Annotated in this window: 24 protein-coding genes; 10 read left to right on the top strand and 14 right to left on the bottom strand. The window is 65.9% G+C overall.

What is annotated here, in order from left to right:
• Nucleotides 1–135: 135 nt before the first annotated feature.
• From L0U83_RS04395 to L0U83_RS04340, 12 genes are all read right to left on the bottom strand, one after another.
• Complete coding sequence (locus L0U83_RS04395) at nt 136–750, bottom strand: DUF4126 domain-containing protein (protein WP_233880906.1); 615 nt, start codon at nt 748–750, stop codon at nt 136–138.
• Nucleotides 751–960: 210 nt separating this feature from the next.
• Nucleotides 961–1,281 carry a quaternary ammonium compound efflux SMR transporter SugE gene (gene sugE, locus L0U83_RS04390; protein ID WP_158757368.1) on the bottom strand — a complete coding sequence of 107 codons (321 nt, stop codon included), beginning with the start codon at nt 1,279–1,281 and terminating at the stop codon, nt 961–963.
• Between the two features lie 100 nt (nt 1,282–1,381).
• A complete protein-coding gene (kdpE, locus tag L0U83_RS04385; protein ID WP_233880903.1) occupies nt 1,382–2,080 on the bottom strand; it encodes a two-component system response regulator KdpE in 699 nt (232 codons plus the stop codon).
• Nucleotides 2,073–5,027, bottom strand: a complete 2,955-nt coding sequence (locus tag L0U83_RS04380; protein ID WP_233880901.1) for a DUF4118 domain-containing protein — start codon at nt 5,025–5,027, stop codon at nt 2,073–2,075. The genes kdpE and L0U83_RS04380 overlap by 8 nt, the downstream gene beginning before the upstream one ends.
• 132 nt (nt 5,028–5,159) lie before the next feature.
• The gene (gene kdpC / locus L0U83_RS04375) at nt 5,160–5,738 is read right to left on the bottom strand and encodes a potassium-transporting ATPase subunit KdpC (RefSeq protein ID WP_233880899.1); all 579 of its coding nucleotides are present in this window, start codon (nt 5,736–5,738) and stop codon (nt 5,160–5,162) included.
• 42 nt (nt 5,739–5,780) lie between these two features.
• On the bottom strand, nt 5,781–7,865 hold the full coding sequence (gene kdpB, locus L0U83_RS04370; protein ID WP_233880897.1) for a potassium-transporting ATPase subunit KdpB: 2,085 nt from the start codon (nt 7,863–7,865) through the stop codon (nt 5,781–5,783).
• A 32-nt stretch (nt 7,866–7,897) separates the two neighbouring features.
• A complete protein-coding gene (kdpA, locus tag L0U83_RS04365; RefSeq protein WP_233880893.1) occupies nt 7,898–9,703 on the bottom strand; it encodes a potassium-transporting ATPase subunit KdpA in 1,806 nt (601 codons plus the stop codon).
• Nucleotides 9,700–9,792, bottom strand: coding sequence for a K(+)-transporting ATPase subunit F (kdpF, locus tag L0U83_RS04360; protein ID WP_027819619.1), 93 nt, complete (start codon nt 9,790–9,792; stop codon nt 9,700–9,702). The genes kdpA and kdpF overlap by 4 nt, the downstream gene beginning before the upstream one ends.
• Nucleotides 9,789–9,911, bottom strand: a complete 123-nt coding sequence (locus L0U83_RS04355) for a potassium ABC transporter ATPase (protein WP_069265305.1) — start codon at nt 9,909–9,911, stop codon at nt 9,789–9,791. The genes kdpF and L0U83_RS04355 overlap by 4 nt, the downstream gene beginning before the upstream one ends.
• 271 nt (nt 9,912–10,182) lie before the next feature.
• Nucleotides 10,183–11,157 carry a quinone oxidoreductase family protein gene (locus tag L0U83_RS04350; protein ID WP_233880891.1) on the bottom strand — a complete coding sequence of 325 codons (975 nt, stop codon included), beginning with the start codon at nt 11,155–11,157 and terminating at the stop codon, nt 10,183–10,185.
• 84 nt (nt 11,158–11,241) lie between these two features.
• Nucleotides 11,242–11,631: a methylglyoxal synthase gene (locus tag L0U83_RS04345; protein ID WP_233880889.1), complete on the bottom strand. Its 390-nt coding sequence runs from the start codon at nt 11,629–11,631 to the stop codon at nt 11,242–11,244.
• 90 nt (nt 11,632–11,721) lie between these two features.
• The gene (locus L0U83_RS04340) at nt 11,722–12,501 is read right to left on the bottom strand and encodes an SDR family oxidoreductase (RefSeq protein ID WP_233880887.1); all 780 of its coding nucleotides are present in this window, start codon (nt 12,499–12,501) and stop codon (nt 11,722–11,724) included.
• Between the two features lie 385 nt (nt 12,502–12,886).
• On the opposite strand from L0U83_RS04340, the gene upp reads away from it, so the two are divergent.
• The 10 genes from upp to mnmH all read left to right on the top strand — a co-directional run bounded on the left by upp (nt 12,887) and on the right by mnmH (nt 22,366).
• Nucleotides 12,887–13,537 (top strand): uracil phosphoribosyltransferase, encoded by a 651-nt coding sequence (gene upp, locus L0U83_RS04335; protein WP_110856382.1) that lies wholly within the window; start codon nt 12,887–12,889, stop codon nt 13,535–13,537.
• A 393-nt stretch (nt 13,538–13,930) separates the two neighbouring features.
• Nucleotides 13,931–14,659: a YebC/PmpR family DNA-binding transcriptional regulator gene (locus L0U83_RS04330; protein ID WP_233880883.1), complete on the top strand. Its 729-nt coding sequence runs from the start codon at nt 13,931–13,933 to the stop codon at nt 14,657–14,659.
• Between the two features lie 102 nt (nt 14,660–14,761).
• Nucleotides 14,762–16,036 carry a phosphoribosylamine--glycine ligase gene (gene purD / locus L0U83_RS04325; RefSeq protein WP_233880881.1) on the top strand — a complete coding sequence of 425 codons (1,275 nt, stop codon included), beginning with the start codon at nt 14,762–14,764 and terminating at the stop codon, nt 16,034–16,036.
• A gap of 347 nt (nt 16,037–16,383) precedes the next feature.
• A complete protein-coding gene (hemF, locus tag L0U83_RS04320; protein WP_233880870.1) occupies nt 16,384–17,319 on the top strand; it encodes an oxygen-dependent coproporphyrinogen oxidase in 936 nt (311 codons plus the stop codon).
• Nucleotides 17,320–17,323: 4 nt separating this feature from the next.
• Nucleotides 17,324–18,040, top strand: a complete 717-nt coding sequence (locus L0U83_RS04315; RefSeq protein WP_233880867.1) for a nicotinate-nucleotide adenylyltransferase — start codon at nt 17,324–17,326, stop codon at nt 18,038–18,040.
• A 2-nt stretch (nt 18,041–18,042) separates the two neighbouring features.
• Nucleotides 18,043–18,510 (top strand): ribosome silencing factor, encoded by a 468-nt coding sequence (gene rsfS, locus L0U83_RS04310; RefSeq protein WP_233880863.1) that lies wholly within the window; start codon nt 18,043–18,045, stop codon nt 18,508–18,510.
• Between the two features lie 34 nt (nt 18,511–18,544).
• The gene (gene rlmH / locus L0U83_RS04305; protein WP_028210448.1) at nt 18,545–19,015 is read left to right on the top strand and encodes a 23S rRNA (pseudouridine(1915)-N(3))-methyltransferase RlmH; all 471 of its coding nucleotides are present in this window, start codon (nt 18,545–18,547) and stop codon (nt 19,013–19,015) included.
• A gap of 112 nt (nt 19,016–19,127) precedes the next feature.
• Nucleotides 19,128–19,751, top strand: a complete 624-nt coding sequence (locus L0U83_RS04300; RefSeq protein ID WP_233880861.1) for a Maf family protein — start codon at nt 19,128–19,130, stop codon at nt 19,749–19,751.
• 8 nt (nt 19,752–19,759) lie between these two features.
• Complete coding sequence (gene rng, locus L0U83_RS04295; protein ID WP_233880859.1) at nt 19,760–21,229, top strand: ribonuclease G; 1,470 nt, start codon at nt 19,760–19,762, stop codon at nt 21,227–21,229.
• A gap of 36 nt (nt 21,230–21,265) precedes the next feature.
• A complete protein-coding gene (mnmH, locus tag L0U83_RS04290) occupies nt 21,266–22,366 on the top strand; it encodes a tRNA 2-selenouridine(34) synthase MnmH (protein ID WP_233880857.1) in 1,101 nt (366 codons plus the stop codon).
• A 52-nt stretch (nt 22,367–22,418) separates the two neighbouring features.
• On the opposite strand, the gene L0U83_RS04285 is transcribed toward mnmH, so the two are convergent.
• Together L0U83_RS04285 and L0U83_RS04280 are read right to left on the bottom strand one after the other, a co-directional pair.
• A complete protein-coding gene (locus L0U83_RS04285; RefSeq protein WP_233880855.1) occupies nt 22,419–22,736 on the bottom strand; it encodes a DUF4148 domain-containing protein in 318 nt (105 codons plus the stop codon).
• 206 nt (nt 22,737–22,942) lie between these two features.
• Complete coding sequence (locus tag L0U83_RS04280; RefSeq protein WP_233880853.1) at nt 22,943–23,878, bottom strand: glycosyltransferase family 2 protein; 936 nt, start codon at nt 23,876–23,878, stop codon at nt 22,943–22,945.
• Nucleotides 23,879–24,075: the final 197 nt, after the last annotated feature.

Genomic DNA, 24,075 nt, shown 5'->3' with positions numbered 1-24,075 from the left:
TGGTACGCACGGCCACGGGCCCGCGCGGAACCCCTTGGCCGCCGCCGCTTGCACCCGGCGGCTCAGCCTGCACGAAGCCCGGGCCGCCTTCGGTGCGCGGAGGCTTTGCGTTGGAAGAAGAAGGTGCGCCGCCGCTCAATCGTGACGACCCCGCAGCGAAAGACGCGAAACCATGTGCGTCGCCATGCCGCGAAAACCGCCCTGCACGCCGCGCCACAGGCGCGGCAGCGCCCAGGCAGCAAGCAACAGGAACGCCACGAGCATGACGAGGAAGAGCAGCGGCACGAAGAGAGCGAGCAGGACGCCCACGAAGGTCATGCCGTCCTCGGCGCTCGACGTGACAACGTTCGACACCGGTTCAGGAGAAAGATTGATGAGCGCGCGCGTGCCCGCCTTGGCGAGATGCGCCGTGCCCGCAAGCGTGCCGCCCGCCAGCGCGGCGACGGTCAGCAGCGCCGGATCGGCATGGCCGAGCGCGCCGGCCGCCAGCACGGCCCCGGCCGGAATGCGGATGAAGGTGTGCACCGCGTCCCAGAGCGAATCGAACGCGGGGATCTTGTCGGCGAGGAATTCGAGCACCGTGAGCGCGGCGGCGATGCCGATCACCCACGGCGAAGCGAGCACGGCAAGCGTGTCGGGCAGATGGATCAGGCCGAGACGTTGCAGTACGCCGGCCATCAGCACCGTGAGATAGAGGCGGAGGCCGCTGCCCCAGGACAGGCCCGCTGCTAGCGAAAGTGGTTCCAGCATGGCTGCCTCCTCGCGCGACGCGGCCGGGGCGCCGGCGCTCCACGCGCGAAACGGGAGAGCAGGCGCTGTGCGCACACGCTCGCCGCCCATGCGGCACGGAGTGTTATCGGGTTATGACCGTTCCATTATAGCCACGCTCGCTGCAGCGCCGCAGCGGTGTTGCGCGGCCGCGGCAAAGGGGCCCGACCGATGTATGCGCAGCGGGTTTAATCAGGCGGACGAAGAAAGCTTGAGGCCGATGAGGCCGAGCACAATCAGCGCGGCACTCGCCACACGCGCAGCGCTCACTGCTTCGCCCATCATGACGATGCCGAACACGAACGCGCCGACCGCGCCGATGCCCGTCCACACCGCATAGGCGGTACCGAGCGGCAATTGACGCATGGCCATGGCGAGCAGGACAAAGCTGCCCAGCGCGGTGACCACGGTGAACACCGAGGGCCAGAGCCGCGTGAATCCTTCGGAAGATTTGAGACCGGCGGCCCACGCCACTTCGAGCAGGCCAGCGATGAGAAGAAGAAACCAGGACATGGGGAACGCTCCATTCAAAAATGGGGCCGTCCCCGATGACAAAATAATCTATAAGGCCGTCCTTACAGAACTGTAATTATAGCACCGGCGCCGCGCGGGCTTACTGCACGCCGACAAGCCGATACCCCACGCCCGTCTCGGTGATGATGTGCTCGGGCTGCGCGGGATCGCGCTCCAATTTCTGCCGCAGGTGCGCCATGTAGATACGCAGGTAATGGCTGCTCTCCACATGCGATGGCCCCCACACCTCGCGCAACAGTTGACGGTGCGTCAGCACGCGCCCGGCGTCGCGCACGAGCGTGGCGAGCAGGCGGTACTCGATGGGCGTGAGATGCACGGGTGCGCCATCGCGCGTCACCTGGCGCAGCCCGAGGTCGACGTTCACAGCGCCGAAGCTCACCTGTGGCACCTCGTTCGCCCCACCGCGATTGCGCCTGCGCAGTTGCGCCCGGATTCGCGCCAGCAACTCGGACACGCCGAACGGCTTGGTCAGGTAGTCGTCGGCGCCGGCGTCGAGTGCGGCCACCTTCTCACTTTCCTGGGTGCGCGCCGAAAGCACGATCACGGGCAGATCGCTCCAGCCGCGTAGTTCGCGGATCACGTCGAGGCCGTCGGTGTCTGGCAGGCCAAGATCGACGATCACCAGGTCGGGCTTGCGCGTCGCGGCCTCGACGAGACCCTGCTTGCCGGTCTCGGCGTCGTGCACGACGATGCCCTCGCCCTCCAGCGTTGCGCGCACGAATCGGCGAATCTGTTTTTCGTCTTCGATCAGAACGACGGCGATGCTCGGGTCACTCATTTGCGGTTTTGGGATCGACGGTTTGTTGGGGGGCGGTGTCCCGTGGGCCGGGCATCCGTGGGGCCGATTCGCCCATGACGCGTTCAGTGGCGCTCGCGCGTTGCGCATCGCCAGACGGCTCGAGCGGTTCAAGCGGCTCGAGCGCTTCGTGCGCCTCAGACGCATCGGCCACATCGGCGGGCAGCGGAGGCGGCGACTCCACGGGCAGCGCAAACCAGAACGTCGCGCCTTCCACATGACCGTCGGCGGCAACGCGATTCGCCGCGCCGATTGTACCGCCGTGCGCCTCCACGATCGCCCGGCAGATGGCGAGTCCGAGCCCGATGCCGGGTTTGGCCGACTCCTTCTCGCCACGCGTGAACTTCTCGAACACACGCTCGCCCATGCCGGGCGGCAAGCCCGGCCCGTTGTCCTCGATCGAGACGCGCACGAACGGCTGGCCGCCCTCCTCCACGCGGCGCGCCACGATGGAGAGCGGCGTGTCGGCGGGCGTGTACTTGGCCGCGTTCTCCAGCAGGTTCGAAAAGAGCCGCTCCATCAGCACCGCGTCGAGCTGCAGCAGCGGCAAGCCCCCTTCCAGTTTCACCTGGACTGGGTGCCGCGCGAGCACGCGGCGGCAAGCGGCGAGCGCCGCGCCCACGGTTTCCTCGAGCAGCGTCCACTGGCGATTGAGCTTGAGGCTCCCCGCCTGCAGGCGCGCCATGTCGAGCAGGTTCGTGACGATGCCGGTCATGCGCAGCGCCTCGTCGTGAATCGCCTCGATCAGCTCGCCCGAGCGCGCGTCCTGCGCATCCTCAGGCTCATGGGTTTGCGCGAGCATCGACGAGAAGCCGACGATCGCCGTGAGCGGCGTGCGCAGGTCGTGCGAAATGGCCGAGAGCAGCGAGTTGCGCAGCCGCTCCGACTCCATGTTGACGAGCGCGTCGCGCGCGATGTCCACATAGTGCACGCGCTCGAGCGCGAGCGCGATCTGCGCGGCGAACGCGTCGAGCATGCGCTGCTGCTCGGGCACCTGCAGCTCGCGCGCGTCACGCGTGACGACCGCGAGCACGCCGCGCGTGCGCATCGGCGCCTTGAGCGGCAGGTAGCGCGCAACCGCGGCCGGCAGCGTGTCGGTGCCGTTGCCAGCGGGCTTTTGCTGGTCGTACACCCACTGGCCGACGTCGATGTCGAGGGTTTCGGCGTCGAGCATGATCTTCGGATCGGGATCCTCGATCTTCTGCTGCACCTTGTCGGCGCTGTCGGGCAACAGCAGCGCCACGCGCGCGCCGAACACCTCGCTCACGTGACGGCTGCCGATCGCCACGATCTGCTCCGTGGTCAGCGCGGCGGCCAGCTCGCGCGCCATCGCGTACATCGCGCCCGTGCGCTGCTCGCGCCGCTGCGCGACGCTCGCCTCGCGGCGCAGGCTCGACGTGAGATGGCTAATGACGAGCGAAGTGAGCAGCATGCCGACGAAGGTCAGCAGATATTGCGTGTCCGTCACCGAAAACGACATGCGCGGCGGCACGAAGAAAAAGTCGTACGCCGCCACGCTCGCAAATGAGAGCATGACGCCCGGTCCGCGCCCGAGCTTCGTCGCCGCGAAAATCACGCCGAGCAGATACAGCATGACGAGATTCGCAAGGTCGATGCGGTCGATCAGCTGGCTCGCGATGAGCGTCACGCACGCGCAGATCACGAGCGCGGCCGCGTACGCACGCGGCGGCGAGCGCTCGGCGCCGCCCACCGCGAGCGCCTCGCGCCATGCGTTGGCGGCGCGCGTTGCGGCGCTCACCGCGTTGGGCTCGCTGCCCGAGCGCACCGCGTCGCCCGCGCTCGCGCGCACGAGCGTGAGATCGACGTCACCGGCTTTTTCAGCGAGGCGCTCGCCGAACGGGCGCTTCACCCAGCGCGAAAAGCCCGTGCGCAACGAGCCGCCCGCCACGAGCTTCGACACATTGCGCAGCCGCGCATAGCCCACAAGTGTCGTCGCGGCGTCCTCGCCCGCGAGCGTCGTCGTTTCGGCGCCGAGTTCGGAGGCGAGCTTGAGCGCGCCGAGCGTGCGCTCGCGCGTCGCATCGGGCAGACGCTGGAGCTTCGGCGTCTCCACATACACGGCGATCCAGTCGGCCTTCAGGCTCGCGGCGAGCCGCGCGGCAGCGCGCACCAGCGCGTTCGCCTCGGGCCCCGGCCCCACGCAGACGAGCAGGCGCTCGCGCGCCTGCCAGACATGCTGGATCGAGCGGTCGGCGCGATACTCGCGCATCTGCGCGTCCACGCGGTCGGCCGTGCGGCGCAGCGCCAGTTCGCGCAGTGCGATCAGGTTGCCCTTGCGAAAGAAGTTGCGCACCGCGCGCTCGGCCTGTGCCGGCATGTAGACCTTGCCGTCGCGCATGCGGTCGAGCAGCTCTTCAGCGGGCAGGTCGACGAGCGTGACTTCGTCGGCGCGATCGAACACGCGGTCGGGCACGGTCTCCCACACGCGAATGCCCGTGATCTGCCCCACCACGTCGTTGAGGCTTTCGAGGTGCTGCACATTGACGGTCGTGTAGACGTCGATGCCAGCGTCGAGCAGCTCGTACACGTCCTGCCAGCGCTTCATGTGACGCGCGCCGGCCACGTTCGAATGCGCGAGTTCGTCGACGAGCACGAGTTGCGGCTTGCGCTCGAGCGCCGCGTCGAGATCGAATTCTTCGAGCAGGCGCCCGCGGTAGGCAATGCGCTGGCGCGGCATGACGTCGAGACCGGCGGTCAGCGCGGCGGTCTCGCTGCGGCCATGCGTCTCGACGATGCCGACCACCACATCCACGCCTTCCTCGGCGCGGCGGCGCGCGGCCTGCAGCATTGCATAGGTCTTGCCGACGCCTGCTGACGCGCCGAAAAAAATCTTCAGCTTGCCGCGGCGGCGTTTTTCTTCGTCGCGCTGCAGCCGGTCAAGCAGTTCGTCGGGATCGGGGCGGTTCATGCGGAAATCGGAATGGAATTCACGTGGATTGCACCTGGGGCACGAAAGATCGTCTCACCGTGGCGCGGAAATGGCAAACCGCACGCTCGACGCGCAAGGCGTCGAGCGTGCGGTGCGGCTCTACGTCGTCGCTCAGCTAACCTCTTTGCCGTCGAGCGCGAGGTTCAGCTCGAGCACGTTCACGCGCGGCTCGCCGAACAGGCCAAACTGACGGCCCTTCGTGTAGCGGTCCACGAGCGCCTGCACATCGTTCGCGCTCATGTGGCGCGCTTGCGCCACGCGTGCCACCTGGTACGCGGCGGCGGCCGGCGAGATCTGCGGGTCGAGGCCGCTGCCCGAGGACGTCACGAGGTCGACGGGAATGGGCTGCGAGACATCGGTGCCCGCGGCCTTGAGGGCGGCGATGCGGCCTTTGAGCTCGTCGGCGAGCGCCGGATTGGTCGGCCCGAGGTTCGAGGCGCCCGACCCCGTCGGGTTGTACGGCATCGGCGACGTGGCCGAGAGACGGCCCCAGAAGTACTGGGGCGCGTCGAACTGCTGGCCGATGAGCGCGCTGCCCACCACCTTTCCGTCGACTTCAATGAGGCTGCCGTTGGCCTGACGGTGGAACGCGGCCTGGCCGAACGCGGTCATCACGGCCGGATACACGAGGCCGGTGATGACCGTCAGTACGGCGAAGATCACGATCAGAGGACGAAACTGCGATTTCATTTTGGCTTCCTATGTATCTATCCGTGTGTCTGTCTGCGCGACTCAAACCCAGCCGAACGCGGCAAGCACCATGTCGATCAGCTTGATGCACGGGAACGGCAGGAGAATGCCGCCGAGCCCGTAGATCAACAGATTGCGGCGCAACAGCGTCGCCGCGCCGAGCGGACGGTACTTCACGCCCTTGAGCGCGAGCGGAATCAGCATCACGATGATGAGCGCGTTGAAGATCACCGCCGAGAGGATCGCCGACGACGGCGAAGTCAGGTGCATGACGTCGAGCACACGCAGTTGCGGATACGTCGAAGCGAACGCCGCCGGGATGATCGCGAAGTACTTCGCGACGTCGTTGGCGATCGAGAACGTCGTGAGCGAGCCGCGCGTCATGAGCATCTGCTTGCCGATCTCGACGATCTCGATGAGCTTGGTCGGGTTCGAATCGAGGTCGACCATGTTGCCCGCTTCCTTCGCGGCCTGCGTGCCCGTGTTCATCGCCACGGCCACGTCGGCCTGCGCGAGCGCCGGGGCGTCGTTGGTGCCGTCGCCCGTCATCGCCACGAGCTTGCCCTGCGCCTGGTGTTCGCGGATCGTTGCGAGCTTGGTTTCAGGCGTGGCTTGCGCGAGGAAGTCGTCCACGCCGGCTTCGGCAGCGATCGCAGCGGCGGTCAGGCGATTGTCGCCCGTCACCATCACGGTCTTGATGCCCATCTTGCGCAGCTCGGCGAAACGCTCCTTGATGCCGCCCTTCACCACGTCCTTCAGTTCGATCACGCCGAGCACGCGTGCGGCGCCGTCATGCATTTCGGCCACCACGAGCGGCGTGCTGCCACGGCGCGCCACGTCGTCCACGGCGTTGTCGACTTCGCCGGGGAAACGGCCGCCGTGGGATTCGACGTAGTGCTTCACGGCGTCGGCGGCGCCCTTGCGGATCTCGCGGCCCGGCATGTCCACACCGCTCATGCGCGTTTGTGCGCTGAAGGCGAGGAACACGGCGTGCAGCGAGTGCATGTCGCGCTGGCGAATGTTGAAGCGCTGCTTCGCGAGCACGACGATGCTGCGGCCTTCCGGCGTTTCATCGGCGAGCGACGAGAGTTGCGCGGCGTCCGCGAGCACTTCCTCGGTCACGCCCGGCGCGGGCACGAACATCGACGCCTGACGGTTGCCGAGCGTGATCGTGCCGGTCTTGTCGAGCAGCAGTACGTCCACGTCGCCAGCGGCTTCCACCGCGCGGCCCGAAGTCGCGATCACGTTGGCCTGCATCATGCGGCTCATGCCGGCCACGCCGATTGCCGAAAGCAGACCGCCAATCGTCGTCGGAATCAGACAGACGAGCAGCGCCACGAGCGCCGTGATCGTGACGACGTGGCCCATCTTCGCGGCTTCGACCGAGAACATCGAGAACGGCAGCAGCGTCGCGGTGGCGAGCAGCAGCACGATGCTCAGCGCGACGAGCAGGATCGTGAGCGCGATTTCGTTAGGCGTCTTCTGGCGCTTCGCGCCTTCGACCATCGCGATCATGCGGTCGAGGAAGGCTTCACCCGGATTCGCCGTGACGCGCACGACGATCCAGTCGGAGAGCACGCGCGTGCCGCCCGTCACCGAAGAGAAGTCGCCGCCGGACTCGCGGATCACCGGCGCCGATTCGCCCGTAATGGCCGATTCGTCCACTGACGCCACGCCTTCGATCACTTCGCCGTCCGCCGGAATCGTGTCGCCGGTCTCGACCAGCACCACGTCGCCGCGGCGCAGATCGGAAGCCGTCATGATGCGGATCGGCGCCTTCGGATGCGGCTCGTTGAGCTTCTTGGCCATGACGTCTTTCTTGGCCTGGCGCAGCGATGCGGCCTGCGCCTTCGAGCGCCCTTCGGCGAGCGCTTCCGCGAAGTTCGCGAACAGCACCGTGAACCACAGCCAGAGCGCGACCGCGAGGATGAAGCCCGCGGGCGCCTCGGCCTGGCCGAGGAGCGCTGCGACCCAGAGGATCGTCGTGAGCACGCTGCCCACGTACACGCAGAACATCACCGGGTTGCGCAACTGCGTGCGCGGGTTGAGTTTTCTGAACGAGTCCACGATAGCCGGACGCACCAGCGCCGGATCGAACATGGACCGAGTTGCACTATGCTGATTCATTTTCGTTTCGCTCATGTTGCGAAGGCCCCCGTTCAATGCACGCCCATCATGATCAGATGCTCGACGCCGGGACCGAGCGCGAGCGCGGGCACATACGTGAGCGCACCGACCAGCAGCACCGTGCCGAGCAGCAGCACGACGAAGAGCGGACCATGCGTGGGCAGCGTGCCGCCCGTCACCGCAATGCGCTTCTTGCTCGCAAGCGACCCCGCGATGGCCAGCACCGGGATGATCGTGCCGAAGCGGCCGAACCACATCGCAATGGCGAGCAGCCAGTTGTAGAACGGCGTGCTCACGGTGAGGCCGGCAAATGCGCTGCCGTTGTTGTTGGCCGCCGAGCTGAACGCATACAGGATCTCGGAGAAGCCGTGTGCGCCCGGATTGGCGATACCGGCCTTGCCCGCATCGGAGAGCACGGCGATCGAAGTGCCGAGCAGCACGAGCAACGGCGTGAGCAGCACGACGATCGACACCATCTTCATCTCGAACGACTCGATCTTCTTGCCGACGTATTCGGGCGTGCGGCCGATCATGAGCCCCGCCACGAACACCGCGAGCAGCGCGAACACGAGCATGCCGTAGAGACCTGAACCGACACCGCCGAAAATCACCTCACCGAGCTGGATGAAGAGCATCGGCACGAGGCCGCCGAGCGGCGTGAGCGAGTCGTGCGCCGCGTTCACGGCGCCGCACGAGGCCGCCGTGGTGGCGACGACGAAGATGCCCGTTTGCGCGATGCCAAAGCGCGTTTCCTTGCCTTCCATGTTGCCGCCCGCTTGCAGCGCGCTTGCGTGCTGGTCCACGTTGAGCGTGGTGAACATCGGATTGCCCGTCTGTTCGGCGGAGAGCACGCCCCCCACGGCCACGGCGAACGCAACCGTCATCACCGCGAGGACGGCCACGCCCTGCCTGCGGTCGCCCACCACATTACCGAACACGAGACACAGAGCGGCCGGAATGATCAGGATCGCCAACATTTCGATGACGTTCGACACCGGCGTGGGATTCTCGTACGGATGCGCCGAGTTCGCGTTGAAGAAGCCACCGCCGTTGGTGCCGAGCATCTTGATCGCGACCTGCGAAGCGACCGGGCCCATGGCGAGCGTTTGCGACGTGACCTTCGTGTCGACGGTTTCAGGATTGCCCTTCGCGTCCTTCACCGGGTTGCCCTGGGCGTCGAGCTTCGGCGCGGCGTAGGTCGTGGTTTGCAGCACCGGCACGTCCTGATACGCCTTGAAGTTCTGGATCATGCCCTGACTCATCAGAAGCGCGGCGATGATCGCCGACATCGGCACGAGGATGTAGAGCGTCGTGCGCGTGAGGTCGACCCAGAAGTTGCCGATGGTCTGCACCGAGTGGCGTGCAAAGCCGCGAATCAGCGCGATCACGACCACGATGCCCGTCGCCGCCGAAAGGAAGTTCTGCACGGTGAGACCGAGCATCTGCGTGAGATAGCTCACCGTTTGCTCGGGCGTGTAGTCCTGCCAGTTGGTGTTGGTGACGAAGCTCACGGCCGTGTTGAACGCGCCGTCGACCGTCATCGGGCCGAACTGCTGCGGGTTGCCAGGCAGCCAGCCCTGAATACGCAGCAGCACATAAAGAAAGCCCACGCCGAGCACGTTGAACGAGATGGTGGCGAGCGCATAGCGCTTCCAGTTCATCTCGGCGGCCGGATCGACGCCGGCCATGCGATAGAGCAGGTTTTCGAGCGGCGCGAACAGACGCACGACGCGCGAGCGCCCGTCGAGCACGCGCGTCATGTAGCCCGAGACAGGCACCGCGAGCGCGAGCAGGATGACGAGGAAAAGCCCCGCCTGGAGCAGATTGTTGGCGTTCATTCGATATCCTCCGCGCGCAGGAGCGCATGGACGAGATAAACGAACAGCAACAGTGTTGCCGCCCCCGATAGCCAGAAGATCCAGGTCATGGCCGCACCCCCTTCGCACCTTGATCGCGGCGGTACTGCATCAGCTTCTCGCAGCCCGCGATCAACGCGTATGTGAGCGCGGCGAAAACCACCAGCCCCCCGATATACAGCACATCCATTGTCGTGTTCTCCATTCGCGGATGACGGATGGCTGAAAGTTACCCGCTATGGCATTAAATCCGGATCAAAGGTTTTGGCGCCCGTATAAAGAACGTGTAAACGCGGGAGCGAAAGTGCGCGGCGGCAGGGGCGGAAAGAAAAAAGGCGCACAACATTGCCGTTGCGCGCCTTTTGGGTCTCCATGACGGAGTCAGGGAACGTAAAGGTTGAATCAATGTGCCCGCGCCGATGGCATGCCCCATGCGGCGCGGCAGTGCGTCAACTTCTACGTCACGGGATCAGGACAGTCGAACCCGTGGTCTTGCGCGCTTCGAGATCGGCGTGGGCCTGGCCGACGTCCTCGAGCGCATAACGCTGGTTGATCGACGTCTTGACCTTGCCCGAGGCGACCACGTCGAACAGTTCGGCGGACATCGCTTCGTAGTCGGCGCGCTTCGCGATATAGGTGAAGAGCGTCGGGCGCGTGAAAAAGAGCGAACCGCGCCCCGCGAACTCCGACGAATCGATCGGCGGCAGCGGACCCGATGCATTGCCGAAGCTCACGAACATGCCGAGCGGCGCGAGACAGTCGAGCGATTTCGTGTAGGTGTCCTTGCCAATCGAGTCGTACACCACGGGCACGCCCGCGCCATTCGTGATCTCGCGCACGCGCGCCGTGAAGTCCTCGCGCGTGTAGACGATCGGATGATCGCAGCCGTGCGCCTTCGCGATCGCGGCCTTTTCGTCCGAGCCCACGGTGCCGATCACGGTCGCGCCCAGCGCCTTCGCCCACTGGCACACGAGCAGGCCCACGCCGCCCGCCGCCGCCTGAATGAGGATGGTGTCGCCGGCCTTCACGCGATACGTGCGGCGCAGCAGGTATTGCGCCGTGAGGCCTTGCAGCATGATCGAAGCCGCCGCTTCATCGCTGATCGCGTCGGGCAGCTTGATCACCTGCTCGGCGCGCAGCACGCGCTCCTGCGCGTAGGCGCCCGGTGGACGCCCGACATACGCCACGCGGTCGCCCACCTTCAGCGCGCTCACGCCTTTTCCCACAGCCGTCACCTCGCCGGCCGCTTCCATGCCGAGGCCGCCCGGCAGCGGCTGCGGATAGAGCCCGGTGCGGAAATACACGTCGATGTAATTGAGGCCGCACGCGCTTTGGCGCAGCCGCACCTCGCCCTCGCCCGGCTCGCCCACGTCGACGTCCACCCACTTCATCACTTCGGGGCCGCCTGTTTTGTCGTATCGGATTGCCTTGGTCATCACGCCTCCTTGGTGTTGTCCTGGCTGTTGCCTACCGCCTGGCTAATTGTTGCCTACCTGCATGGCGCATCCCGCCCGCGCGCTTCAGACCGCGTTTTTCTGGCGCAGCGTGAGCACGTCGAGGAGCATGCGCGCCGTCGAGATATTCGTCGCGCACGGCACGTCGTGCACGTCGCACGCGCGCACGAGCGCGTTGATGTCGGGTTCGTGCGGCTGCGGCGTCATCGGGTCGCGCAGGAAGATCACGATGTCGACGTTGCCTTCCGCAAGCCGCGCGCCGATCTGCAGGTCGCCGCCGTGCGGGCCAGAAAGCATGCGCTCGACGTTCAGGCCCGTTGCGGCTTCGATGCGCGAGCCGGTCGTGCCGGTCGCGATGATCTCGCAGTGGCGCAACGTATCGACGTACTCGCTCGCGAGCTTGACGATGTCTTCCTTCTTGTGGTCGTGCGCGATCAGTGCGACGCGGGTTGGCATGGCGTTAGTCTCCTTGACGTGTGGTTTGCGTACGTTCGTGATGCGTGTCGTGATGCGGCGCCAGGGGCGCCGCATCTGCCCAGCGCTGACTCAATAGGTGCCCGGATAAGCCCCGCCGTCGATCAGCCAGTTCTGCCCGGTGATATAGCCCGCGTGCACGCTGCACAGGAACGCGCAGGCGCGCCCGAATTCCTCGGACGTGCCGAAACGTCCGGCCGGAATCGTCTTCATGCGGCGCGTGCGCGCTTCCTCTTCCGAAATTTGGCTCGCCTTCGCCTGCGCGACGATGGTGGCCTGGATGCGGTCGGTGTCGAACGCGCCCGGCAGCAGGCTGTTGATCGTGACGCCGGTGGCGGCGACCTGGCGCGCCACGCCCGCGACGAAGCCCGTGAGGCCCGAGCGAGCGCCGTTCGAGAGGCCGAGCACATCGATCGGCGCCTTCACCGAGGAACTCGTGATGTTGACGATGCGCCCGAAGCCGCGCGCGATCATGTCGTCGATGGTGGACTGGATCAGCGCGATCGGCGTGAGCATGTTGGCTTCGAGCGCCGCGATCCACGCCTCGTGCGTGTACTTGCGGAAGTCGCCCGGCGGCGGGCCGCCCGCATTGTTCACGAGGATGTCCGGCGACGGGCAAGCGGCGAGCGCGGCGGCGCGGCCCGCTTCCGTAGTGATGTCGCAGGCCACTGCCTTGACGTCCACGCCGGTGCTCTTGCGGATATGCGCGGCGGTTTCCTCCAGCGTCTGCGCGGTGCGCGCGACGATCGTGACGTTGACGCCTTCGGCGGCGAGCGCCTCGGCGCAACCGCGCCCGAGTCCCTTGCTGGCCGCGCATACCAGCGCGGTGCGTCCTGCGATGCCCATGTCCATCGTTTTCGTGTCCTTTTTGCGTGGATGACCGTCCTGTGACAGGGCGGACGCGGCCAAGCCTTGCGCCGCGCCGCCCTGCGACCTTTTTGGGATTCTAGAAGAATCGGGCGCGGCGCGTGGGAGGCCGATGGCGCAGAGGCCCGGCAGCCGTGTGCGAAGCGACGCTGCAATGTGCCATACGCGCGCCATGCGCGCGCCGGTGCGCACGTGCTTACCGTATACTTGCGCGTGTGGCGCGGCCCGGCGCCTTCGCAAGCCATGAGCGCTTGCCGCGCGCGGCGGGCCGTGCTCGCCGCAACCGCCCAGCCCGGGCATACTGCTTCGGGTTCGCGCGGCAGCGGCACGACCGATTCTCCGATCCTTTTGCAGCCTTGTGCGCCCCGCCATGAAACAGGACAGCCGTTTCCCGAATCTCTTCATCCTCGATCACCCGCTGATCCAGCACAAGCTCACGCATATGCGCGACAAGGACACGTCCACGCGCACGTTCCGCGAGTTGCTGCGCGAGATCACGCTGCTGATGGGCTATGAAATCACGCGTGACTTGCCGGTCGCGTCACGCCGCGTGCAGACGCCGCTCGTCGAAGTCGATGCGCCCGTGATCGCGGGCAAGAAGCTCGCCATCGTGCCCGTGCTGCGCGCGGGCGTGGGCATGTCCGACGGCCTGCTCGAGCTGGTGCCCTCCGCGCGTGTCGGCCATATCGGCGTGTACCGGGCCGACGACCATCGCCCGGTCGAATATCTCGTGCGCCTGCCCGACCTCGAGGACCGCACCTTCATCCTGTGCGATCCGATGGTCGCGACGGGCTACTCGGCGGCGCACGCTATCGACGTGCTCAAGCGCCGCGGCGTGCCCGGCGAGCGCATCTTGTTCCTCGCGCTCGTGGCCGCGCCCGAAGGCGTGGACGTGTTCCAGAAGGCGCACCCGGACGTGAAGCTCTATGTGGCTTCGCTCGACTCGCATTTGAACGAGCACGCCTACATCATTCCGGGCCTGGGCGACGCCGGCGACCGACTCTTCGGCACGAAGAACTAAAACCTGCATCACCGTTGCATAGGGGCGGCCGACGGAGCTGGCCGCCTTCCCCCTTCCCCCTTTCCCCTTTCCCTGCCCTCTTCGGGTTCACCCGATGCCGCCCCATATGCACGCTCCGCGGCCGGTTCTACCGGCAATCGCCTGGCGCCTCGTCACATAGCCAGGCGAAGCCGGACGGTCCCGGCGTGATAAAATTCAGATCCACCTGAACGGGCGCTGCATCCCGGCCTGTCGGCACATGCTGCCGCGCGGGCGTTACGGGAGAGGTGCGAGAGGCGCGCGCAGAATCACGCGCGCCGCGCGAACGACGCATGAAGACCGCGCCCGGGAACATCGCATCGACAACAGCACATTGCACACTGCACGCGCATGGCGCGTGAGACGGAGAAAGGTATGGCGGGTCATTCGAAATGGGCCAACATCAAGCACAAGAAGGCTGCTGCTGACGCGAAGCGCGGCAAGGTCTGGACGCGGCTCATCAAGGAAATCCAGGTCGCGGCACGCATGGGCGGCGGCGATATCGACTCGAACCCGCGCCTGCGTCTGGCCGTCGACAAGGCGTACGACGCCAACATGCCCAAGGACAACATCAACCGCGCCATCCAGCGCGGTGTGGGCGGCGTGGACGGCGCGAACTACGAGGAAATCCGCTACGAAGGCTACGGCATCGGCGGCGCGGCCGTCATCGTCGACACGATGACCGACAACCGCACCCGCACGGTCGCGGAAGTGCGCCACGCGTTCTCGAAGTTCGGCGGCAACATGGGCACGGACGGTTCGGTTGCGTTCATGTTCGATCACGTCGGCCAGTTCGTGTTCGCGCCGGGCACGCCCGAAGACGAACTCATGAACGCCGCGCTCGAAGCGGGCGCCGACGACGTCGTGACGAACGACGACGGCTCCATCGAAGTGGTCTGCCCGCCGTTCGACTTCACGAAGGTGAAGACCGCGCTCGAAGCCGCGGGCTTCAAGGCGGAAATGGCCGAAGTCACGATGAAGCCGCAGAACGAGGTCGAATTCACGGGCGACGACGCCGTGAAGATGCAAAAGCTGCTCGACGCCCTCGAAAACCTGGACGACGTCCAGGAGGTGTACACCAACGCGTCGATCGCCGAGGAATAAGGCGTCGGCCCGGGCGGCCCCGCCTCCCGCATGCGATTTTCACGGCCGGCGCACTGTGCGTCGGCCGCAACTGTTTCTGGTCTTGGTCTTTCGGGGATTCACATGAAGTTACTCGTCGTCGGTTCTGGCGGCCGCGAACATGCGCTGGCGTGGAAGCTCGCGCAGGCGCCGCGCGTGCAGCTCGTCTACGTCGCACCCGGTAACGGCGGCACCGCGCAGGACGAGCGGCTCGCCAACGTCGACATCACGGACATCCACGAGCTCGCCGATTTCGCCGAGCGCGAAGGCGTCGCCCTCACCGTGGTCGGCCCGGAAGCGCCGCTTGCCGCGGGCATCGTCAACGTGTTCCGCCAGCGCGGCCTGAAGGTGTTCGGCCCGTCGAAGGAAGCCGCGCAGCTCGAAAGCTCGAAGGACTTCGCCAAGGCGTTCATGAAGCGCCACAACATCCCGACCGCAGCGTACGAGACGTTCTCGGACGCCACGGCGGCGCACGCCTACGTCGAGAAGAACGGCGCGCCCATCGTCATCAAGGCCGACGGCCTCGCTGCCGGCAAGGGCGTGGTCGTGGCGATGTCGCTGGAAGAAGCGCATCAGGCCATCGACATGATGCTCGCCGACAACAAGCTCGGTGACGCCGGCGCGCGCGTGGTGATCGAGGAATTCCTGGCAGGCGAGGAAGCGAGCTTCATCGTCATGGTGGACGGCAAGCACGTGCTCGCGCTCGCTTCGAGCCAGGACCACAAGCGCCTGCAGGACGGCGACCAGGGCCCGAACACGGGCGGCATGGGCGCCTATTCGCCCGCGCCCATCGTCACGCCGCAACTGCACGCGCGCGTGATGCGCGAAATCATCCTGCCGACCGTGGCGGGCATGGAAAAGGAAGGCATCCGCTACACGGGCTTCCTCTACGCCGGCCTCATGATCGACGCGCAGGGCAACCCGAAGACGCTCGAATTCAACTGCCGCATGGGCGACCCGGAAACGCAGCCGATCATGGCTCGCCTGAAGGGCGACTTCTCGAAGGTCGTGGAGCACGCCATTGCGGGCACGCTGAACCAGGTCGAGCTCGAATGGGACCGCCGCACGGCGCTGGGCGTCGTGCTCGCCGCGCACAACTATCCGGACACGCCGCGCAAGGGCGACCGCATCAGCGACATCCCCGCCGAGGCCGCCGATTCGGTCACGTTCCACGCGGGCACGCAGATGGTGGACGGCAAGCTCGTGACCTCGGGCGGCCGTGTGCTGTGTGTCGTCGGTCTCGCCGATTCGGTGCGTAGCGCGCAGAACGTGGCGTATGAGACCGTGAACCGCATCTCGTTCGACGGCATGCAGTATCGCAACGACATCGGCTATCGCGCCGCGGGCCGCAAGCAGTAACGCAGCGCTTGCCTGGGGCCGCCGCCGTCGATGCGGCCCCGAATGAAACGACTGGCCATGGGCAGCCACCTGGCTGCGCGCCGTAGCCACCGCGCAACGGCGCGCCCACGGCTTTTTTGTCTGTCCGCTTACGCTCTGCATCAAGCCGTCCAACGCGAGCAAACCCGCGCTGCAGCCTGAGCGCGCTCAGCATGCAGCCCACGCGGGCGCCGATGGCGCCGGGCGTCGCGACAATCGGCGCTACACTGCCGCTGTCAGGCCGCCCCGGGCGGCCTATCCGAATAACCCGTCGCATAACCCGATTCACCTGATTCCAGCGCCGGCGCGCTGCCGTCCCCATTTCATCGATGACCGATTCTCCTAACAGCGCCTCTCCCGACAGCGCCGCAGTCCGCGCCTGGCTGGCCAGTCTGCAGACGCAGATCGCCGACACGCTCGGCGCCTTCGACGGCACGCCGTTCGCCACGGACAACTGGCAGCGCGGGCCCGGCGAGAAGCTGCGTGGCGGCGGTTGCACGCGCATCATCGAAGGCGGCCAGTTCTTCGAGCGTGGGGGCATCGGCTTTTCCGACGTTTCCGGCGACGCCCTGCCGCCCTCCGCGACTGCTGCGCGCCCCGAACTCAACGGCCGCGGCTTCGAAGCGATGGGCGTTTCGCTCGTGCTGCATCCGCGCAATCCGTATTGCCCGACGGTGCACATGAACGTGCGTATGCTGCTCGCCACCAAGTCAGGCGAGGAACCGGTGTTCTGGTTCGGCGGTGGCATGGACCTCACGCCCTACTATGGTTTCGAGGAAGACGCGCAGCACTTTCACCGCGTGTGCCACGATGCGCTCGCGCCCTATGGCGCAGACCTCTACCCGCGCTTCAAGCGCTGGTGCGACGACTACTTCTTCCTGAAGCACCGCAACGAAGCGCGCGGCGTGGGCGGCATTTTCTTCGACGACTACGCCGTCGGCGGCTTCGACGAGGCGTTCGCCATGCTCAAGAGCGTGGGCGACGGTTTCCTGAAGGCGTATCTGCCGATCATCGAAAAACGGCGCGACACGGCCTACGGCGAAGCCGAGCGCGAATTCCAGGCGTACCGTCGCGGCCGTTATGTCGAATTCAATCTGGTCTGGGACCGCGGCACGCATTTCGGCCTGCAAAGCGGAGGCCGCACGGAATCGATCCTGATGTCGATGCCGCCGTGCGCGACCTGGCGCTACGACTGGCAGCCGCAGCCCGGCACGCCGGAAGCGCGCCTCTACAGCGACTTCCTGCCCGTGCGCGACTGGATCTGACGCCGTGACGCACGCTTTCACCGTCCCGCCCAACGCGCTCGAGAGGCGCGTCGGGCTGCTCGGCGGCACCTTCGATCCGATCCACGAGGGCCACCTCGCGCTCGCGCGCCATTTTGCGCGCGTGCTGGGCCTGAACGAACTGATCCTGCTGCCGGCCGGCCAACCGTGGCAGAAGCCGGGCGTGACCGCGGCGCAGCATCGGCTCGCCATGACGCGCGCCGCCGCTGCCTCGCTCGCGCTGCCGGGCGTGACGATGACGGTGGACGCCGACGAAATCGAGCACAACGGCCCGACCTACACGGTCGAAACCCTGCGCCGCTGGCGCGCAAAAAGCGACAGCAACCGGACCGCCGCGCTCACGCTGCTAATGGGCGCCGATCAACTGCTGCATCTCGATTCGTGGCACGAATGGCGCGAGCTTTTCGCGCTCGCGCATCTGGGCGTGGCGAGCCGCCCGGGCTTTGACTTCACGGCGCTGCCGCCCGAGGTCGCGCGTGAAGGCGCCGCGCGCCGCGCGAACGCTGCCGTGCTTGCGGCAACGCCGCACGGCCACTTGCTGGTCGACGAAACGCTCGCACTTGACGTTTCGGCGACCGAAATCCGGCGCGACCTGCCGGCCTGCGTGGCGAGCGGGCAACGTCGCGGCACCGCCGCCGACAAGCTTCCCGCAGCCGTGTGGGACTATATCCTTCAACATCATCTCTATCTGCATCACGGGTAACTATGGACATCCGCAAACTTCAACGCGCCATCGTCGACGGTCTCGAAGACGTCAAGGCACAAGACATTCGCGTCTTCAACACCAGCCATCTGACCGAGTTGTTCGACCGCGTGGTCGTCGCGAGCGGCACATCGAACCGCCAGACCAAGGCGCTCGCCAACAGCGTGCGTGAGAAGGTCAAGGAAGCCGGCGGCGATATCGTGAGCACCGAAGGCGAGGACATCGGCGAATGGGTGCTCGTGGATTGCGGCGACGCGGTCGTCCACATCCTCCAGCCCGCGCTGCGCCAGTACTACAACCTCGAGGAAATCTGGGGCGACAAGCCGGTGCGCGTGAAGCTCGCGACCAACACGGGCTTCATGGGCGCACGCGCGAGCGAGCCGATGGACGACGAGGACGAAGACGAGGAAGTTGCGCCGGCCGTCAAGAAGCCCGCGCGCAAGACCGCTGCGCGTAAGGCCGCGAAGTAAGCGCGGCGCTTCTGAACGACAATCGTCACGCACGATGAAACTGCATATCGTCGCCGTCGGCCACAAGATGCCGGACTGGATCGCCGAGGGCTTCGAGGAATATACGAAGCGCATGCCGCCGGAGCTGCGCATCGAGCTGCGCGAGGTGAAACCCGAGCAGCGTTCGTCGGGCCGCCCTGCCGAAAGCGTGATGGCCGCCGAGCGCACGCGTATCGAGGCCGCGCTGCCCAAAAACGCGCGCATCGTCGCGCTCGACGAACGCGGCAAGGACTGGACCACGATGCAACTCGCCAAGGCGCTGCCGCTGTGGCAGCAGGACGGCCGCGACGTGGCGTTCCTGATTGGCGGGGCGGACGGCCTCGACCCCGAGCTCAAGTCGCGCGCCGACACGCTCCTGCGCCTCTCGTCCCTCACGCTGCCGCATGCGATGGTGCGCGTGCTGCTCGCCGAGCAACTTTACCGAGCGTGGACCATCACGCAGAATCACCCCTATCATCGCGTGTAATGCAGGTATAAAGCGCGCCTGCGCCCCGCTTGCGGCCAGCTTGAGCCCCGCTCGAGCCCCGGAAAGCAGGCGCGCACGTCAACCCGAAGTCCGTAACGACAAAGACGCTCCGATGCCCACCAACGCGCCCTATCCGTTCGTCTATCTCGCTTCGCAAAGCCCGCGCCGCCAGGAACTGCTGCAGCAGCTCGGCGTGCGCTTCGAGCTGCTGCTGCCGCGTCCCGACGAAGACGCCGAAGCGCTCGAAACCGCGCTGCCCGGCGAGCAAGCCGCCGTCTATGTCGAGCGCGTGTGCGCCGCGAAGGCGGATGCCGCCCGCGCGCGCCTCGTCGCGGGCGCGCACACGCATGCGCCGATTCTCACCGCCGACACCACGGTCTCCATCGACGGCCATATTCTCGGTAAGCCGCACGACGCGGCCGATGCCTATGCGATGCTCGAACGCCTCGCCGGCCGCGAGCACGAAGTGCTCACGGCCGTGGCCGTGGTGAACGCCGAAGGCGTGTGCCTGCCGGTTGCGGTCTCGCGTTCGCATGTGCGTTTCGCGCCGGCGATGCCCGCCGCGATCGCGCGTTACGTGGCGAGCGGCGAGCCGTTCGGCAAGGCCGGCGCGTACGGCATTCAGGGTCGCGCGGCGGAATTCGTCGAGCGAATCGACGGGTCCTATTCGGGTATCATGGGTTTGCCATTATTCGAAACGGCCGCCCTCCTGCGCGCCGCGGGCATCGACTTCTAGAACAAATCATGAACGAAGAAATCCTGATCAACGTCACGCCCCAGGAGACGCGCGTCGCATTGGTCCAGCAAGGCGCAGTACAGGAGCTTCACGTCGAGCGCACGCTGTCGCGCGGGCGCGTCGGCAACGTCTATCTCGGCAAGGTCGTGCGCGTGCTGCCGGGCATGCAGTCCGCGTTCATCGACATCGGTCTCGAGCGTGCCGCGTTCCTTCATGTGGCCGACATCTGGCATCCGCGCATTGCCGGCGAAACGCATGCGAGCGTGCATCATCAGCCGATCGAAAAGACCGTGTTCGAAGGGCAAACGCTCATGGTGCAGGTCGTGAAGGATCCGATCGGCACGAAGGGCGCGCGGCTTTCCACGCAGGTGAGCATCGCGGGGCGCACACTGGTCTATTTGCCGCAGGAGCCGCACATCGGCATCTCGCAGAAGATCGAGAGCGAGGCCGAGCGCGAAGCGGTGCGCGCGCGCCTCACGGCCGTGCTGCCCGCCGATGAAAAAGGCGGCTATATCGTCCGCACGATCGCCGAAGACGCTACGAGCGAAGAACTCGCAGCGGACGTCGCGTATCTGCGCAAAACGTGGGCGACGATACTTGCCCAGGCGCAGCGCGTGCCCGCCACGAGCCTGCTCTATCAGGACCTGAATCTCTCGCAGCGCGTGCTGCGAGACTTCGTGAACGACGAGACCTCGCGCATTCAGGTCGATTCGCGCGAAACGTTCCAGAAGCTCACCGAGTTCGCCACCGAATTCACGCCCAACGTGCTGCCGAAGCTGCATCACTATTCGGGCGAGCGGCCGCTTTTCGACCTTTACAACATCGAGGCCGAAATCCAGCGTGCCCTGTCGCGTCGCGTGGACCTCAAGTCGGGCGGTTACCTCGTGATCGACCAGACCGAGGCGATGACGACCATCGACGTGAATACGGGCGGCTATGTGGGCGCGCGCAACTTCGACGACACGATCTTCAAGACGAATCTCGAAGCGGCGCATACGATCGCGCGGCAATTGCGTCTGCGCAATCTGGGCGGCGTCATCATCATCGACTTCATCGACATGGAAAACGTCGAGCATCGCGACCAGGTGCTCGGCGAACTGAAGAAGGCGCTCTCGCGCGACCGCACGCGCGTGACCGTGAACGGTTTCTCGCAACTGGGGCTCGTGGAGATGACGCGCAAGCGCACGCGCGAATCGCTTGCGCATGTGCTGTGCGAGCCGTGCCCGACATGTCTCGGCAAGGGGCAGGTGAAGACCGCGCGCACCGTCTGCTACGACGTGCTGCGCGAGATTCTGCGCGAGTCGCGGCAGTTCAATCCGCGCGAGTTTCGCGTGGTCGCTTCACAGCAGGTCATCGACCTCTTTCTCGAGGAGGAGTCGCAGCATCTCGCGATGCTGATCGACTTCATCGGCAAGCCGGTTTCGTTGCAGGTGGAATCGAATTTGAGTCAGGAACAGTACGACATCGTGCTCATGTAGCGCGACGCCATCGCAGGCACCACCGGAGCATCGCAGTTGAATCACCAGCGCGTCACCATTGAACAGATCGGCGAATTCGACGAGATCGTCGACGTACGAACGCCGCTCGAATTCGCCGAGGACCACGTTCCCGGCGCGATCAACGCGCCCGTGCTCAGCAACGAAGAGCGCGTGATCGTCGGGACGATGTACAAGGAGTCGCCGTTCGAGGCGACGCGCGTGGGCGCCGCCATGGTGGCGCGCAACATCGCCATGCATCTCGATACGCTGTTCGCCGACCGTCCGCGCAACTGGCGTCCGCTCATCTACTGCTGGCGCGGCGGCAAGCGTTCCGGGTCGATGACGGCGTGGTTCAACATGATCGGCTGGCGCGCGCGTCAGCTCGACGGTGGATACAAGGCGTACCGGCACACGGTCGTGGAGGCGCTTGGCACGTTGCCCGCAGCGTTTCGCTATATCGTGCTGGCCGGCCCGACCGGTAGCGGCAAGACGCGCCTCTTGAAGGCGCTGGGACAAGCCAACGCGCAGATGCTCGATCTCGAAGCGCTCGCCGCGCACCGCGGTTCGCTGCTGGGCGCGCTGCTCACGCGTGCGCAGCCCTCGCAGAAGTCGTTCGACACGGCGCTCGTGCAGACGCTGCGCGCCTTCGACGCCACCCGCCCCGTGTTCGTCGAGGCGGAGAGCCGGCGCATCGGCGTCATCACGCTGCCGCCCGCGCTCGTGGAACGTCTGCACGCCGCGCCTTGTGTCGTGCTCGATGTGGCGCGCGAGGAACGGATCGACTTGCTGCTTGAGGAGTATGGACACCTGTTCGACGAGCGCGGGTATTTCCGCGAGCAACTGAACAAGCTCACGCCTTTGCACGGGCGCGAGCGCATCGAATCGTGGTGCAAGCTGCTCGACGAAGATCGCAGGGCGCAGCTTTACGAAGCGCTGGTCGCGCAGCACTACGATCCCGCCTACACGCGCAGCACGCGGCGCAACTTCGCGAAGCTCGAAAAGTCGCTGCACTTCGCGTTCCAGCCGATGAAGGGCGACACGCTCGTGCAAGCCCGCACGCTGCTCGCGCAGCTTGAGGAAACGTCGTACACCGCAGAACCTGCGGGCAGCGAAGTCGAAGCGCCTCGCGCCGTCTGACGTCTCCCCTTCTCTTCGCGCACTTCATCAACAACACACGCGACGCGATGACTTAGCGCGAGTACATCGCGTTCCAGTCTTCAGGCGAGACCGTGGCTCGGCCGCCCGATTGCGAGGCGTTCGCCACGCCGCCATAGCTGCTGTTTGCACCATTGATCGCGGCGACCTTTGCCTGGGCGGCCTGGATCGCTTCGGGATAGTGAGCGTTGTCGCCATCGCCGACGCGGTAGCCCACCTGCTGAAGCTCCACGAGTTCGGCGCGCACCTGGGCGCGGGTGATGGTCGAATGCGACTGCGCGAACGATGCGGTGGGAAGAGCAGCAGCGACAAGAGCGGCGGAAACGGCAACGGCTTGAATCAGGGACTTCATGGAAACGACCTCCAGTTGGATCAGGCGGTCGACGTGCGACGGTATGTGCATGCGACCGATGTACGCATCGTATGCCCGTGACTCTCTAGGGTTAACCCCTAGAATCCTAAGGCACTGTTCCAATTCGAGGCAAAGTCTGCGCGATTCGTCGCCGAAGAGCGCGGCCGGCGCCTGCCGCCAGCCTGCTACCTTGGGATAACGCGGCGTTAGCGCGACGACTGGCGCGGCGTGGCGCTTTCAGTCAACGAAGCGGTGTGCTGAAGCTGCGCGGGCAAATCGGGCTCCCACGCTTCGAGATCTTGAGTCGGGTAAAGGCCGAACGCATACATCACCCGCTTGAGACGGCTCACAAAGTTGGGCCGCGGCACGTTGGGAAGCGTGCCCGGCGCGGCGTCGGCCGTGCGGGCCATGTAGTTGTACTTGAAATCGCGCTGCGTCACGCCCCATTTCATGAGGAACTCGCGGCCGCCGCGATTGCGGCGAATGCGTCCCGTCGTACGGCAGCCGAAATGGTAAATGCGGCTCGCGCCCACCGAGCGGAACGTGCGGCAGCCGACCAGCCAGAGCTTCATCAGAAAGTCGTCGTCGCTGCTCATGCCCGGCCCGAACTCGATGCTGTAGCCACCCACGCGCAGCCAAAGTTCGCGGCTCACGAGCGTCGGCTGCAGTGCGATGCCGTTGCGGTCGGCGGTATTCATCTTCGCGGCGAATTCGAGTAGCCCCGCCTCGTTGAAGTCGGCGGGACCGGTGCCGAAGTGGGCGACCGTCACGAGGCCGTTACCGGTGTCGGTGGGCTCGATGATCTGCGAGGCGAGATAGGCGGGCGCCTCGCCTATTTCGCGCAATGCATCGACGAAGGCCGAATCCCAACCTGGCGTGCAGAACATGTCGTCGTTCATGAACAGGATCCACTCGTGCGACGCGAGTCGGGCCACATCGTTCACGGCGAGGCATACGCCCACGTTCCCCTTGCTCCACGTATGGCGAATGCCCTGTTCGCGGACCCAGTCGAGCGTGCCGTCGCTGCCGTCGTTGACGTGCACGAGAATCTCGTGCTCGAACGCAGAGTGGCGCCGGATGCTGTCGACGCACAGCTTGAGGTACGGCAGGTTATTCCAGGTCGGGATCAGAATGCTGAACATGAAGATTTGCCCCATAAAGGGTCAGATGTGACATCCGTGCGCTCCGTGATCGCCGCAAGAACGGCCAGCATGGACGCGTAGAAAATGGGTTCTGTCAAAACGTCCTCACTACGCAGCTTTCTGGGTGTGAAGCATGACGAGAAACGCGATATTGTACGCATACATTCTTCTCGCCCGGACTTACCGCAGAAGTTCGT

It is taken from the genome of Paraburkholderia flagellata (assembly GCF_021390645.1).
Classification (GTDB): Bacteria; Pseudomonadota; Gammaproteobacteria; order Burkholderiales; family Burkholderiaceae; genus Paraburkholderia; species Paraburkholderia flagellata.
This window is presented reverse-complemented; position numbering and strand designations above follow the sequence as displayed.

Coding starts and splice junctions, on each gene's coding strand:
- hemF (WP_233880870.1), top strand. CDS start 16,384: ATGACCGATTCTCCTAACAGCGCCTCTCCCGACAGCGCCGCAGTCCGC.
- L0U83_RS04280 (WP_233880853.1), bottom strand. CDS start 23,878: ATGTTCAGCATTCTGATCCCGACCTGGAATAACCTGCCGTACCTCAAG.
- L0U83_RS04345 (WP_233880889.1), bottom strand. CDS start 11,631: ATGCCAACCCGCGTCGCACTGATCGCGCACGACCACAAGAAGGAAGAC.
- rsfS (WP_233880863.1), top strand. CDS start 18,043: ATGGACATCCGCAAACTTCAACGCGCCATCGTCGACGGTCTCGAAGAC.
- kdpE (WP_233880903.1), bottom strand. CDS start 2,080: ATGAGTGACCCGAGCATCGCCGTCGTTCTGATCGAAGACGAAAAACAG.
- rng (WP_233880859.1), top strand. CDS start 19,760: ATGAACGAAGAAATCCTGATCAACGTCACGCCCCAGGAGACGCGCGTC.
- sugE (WP_158757368.1), bottom strand. CDS start 1,281: ATGTCCTGGTTTCTTCTTCTCATCGCTGGCCTGCTCGAAGTGGCGTGG.
- L0U83_RS04350 (WP_233880891.1), bottom strand. CDS start 11,157: ATGACCAAGGCAATCCGATACGACAAAACAGGCGGCCCCGAAGTGATG.
- purD (WP_233880881.1), top strand. CDS start 14,762: ATGAAGTTACTCGTCGTCGGTTCTGGCGGCCGCGAACATGCGCTGGCG.
- upp (WP_110856382.1), top strand. CDS start 12,887: ATGAAACAGGACAGCCGTTTCCCGAATCTCTTCATCCTCGATCACCCG.
- L0U83_RS04340 (WP_233880887.1), bottom strand. CDS start 12,501: ATGGACATGGGCATCGCAGGACGCACCGCGCTGGTATGCGCGGCCAGC.
- kdpF (WP_027819619.1), bottom strand. CDS start 9,792: ATGACCTGGATCTTCTGGCTATCGGGGGCGGCAACACTGTTGCTGTTC.
- L0U83_RS04300 (WP_233880861.1), top strand. CDS start 19,128: ATGCCCACCAACGCGCCCTATCCGTTCGTCTATCTCGCTTCGCAAAGC.
- kdpC (WP_233880899.1), bottom strand. CDS start 5,738: ATGAAATCGCAGTTTCGTCCTCTGATCGTGATCTTCGCCGTACTGACG.
- L0U83_RS04355 (WP_069265305.1), bottom strand. CDS start 9,911: ATGGATGTGCTGTATATCGGGGGGCTGGTGGTTTTCGCCGCGCTCACA.
- kdpA (WP_233880893.1), bottom strand. CDS start 9,703: ATGAACGCCAACAATCTGCTCCAGGCGGGGCTTTTCCTCGTCATCCTG.
- L0U83_RS04330 (WP_233880883.1), top strand. CDS start 13,931: ATGGCGGGTCATTCGAAATGGGCCAACATCAAGCACAAGAAGGCTGCT.
- L0U83_RS04285 (WP_233880855.1), bottom strand. CDS start 22,736: ATGAAGTCCCTGATTCAAGCCGTTGCCGTTTCCGCCGCTCTTGTCGCT.
- L0U83_RS04395 (WP_233880906.1), bottom strand. CDS start 750: ATGCTGGAACCACTTTCGCTAGCAGCGGGCCTGTCCTGGGGCAGCGGC.
- L0U83_RS04380 (WP_233880901.1), bottom strand. CDS start 5,027: ATGAACCGCCCCGATCCCGACGAACTGCTTGACCGGCTGCAGCGCGAC.
- rlmH (WP_028210448.1), top strand. CDS start 18,545: ATGAAACTGCATATCGTCGCCGTCGGCCACAAGATGCCGGACTGGATC.
- kdpB (WP_233880897.1), bottom strand. CDS start 7,865: ATGAATCAGCATAGTGCAACTCGGTCCATGTTCGATCCGGCGCTGGTG.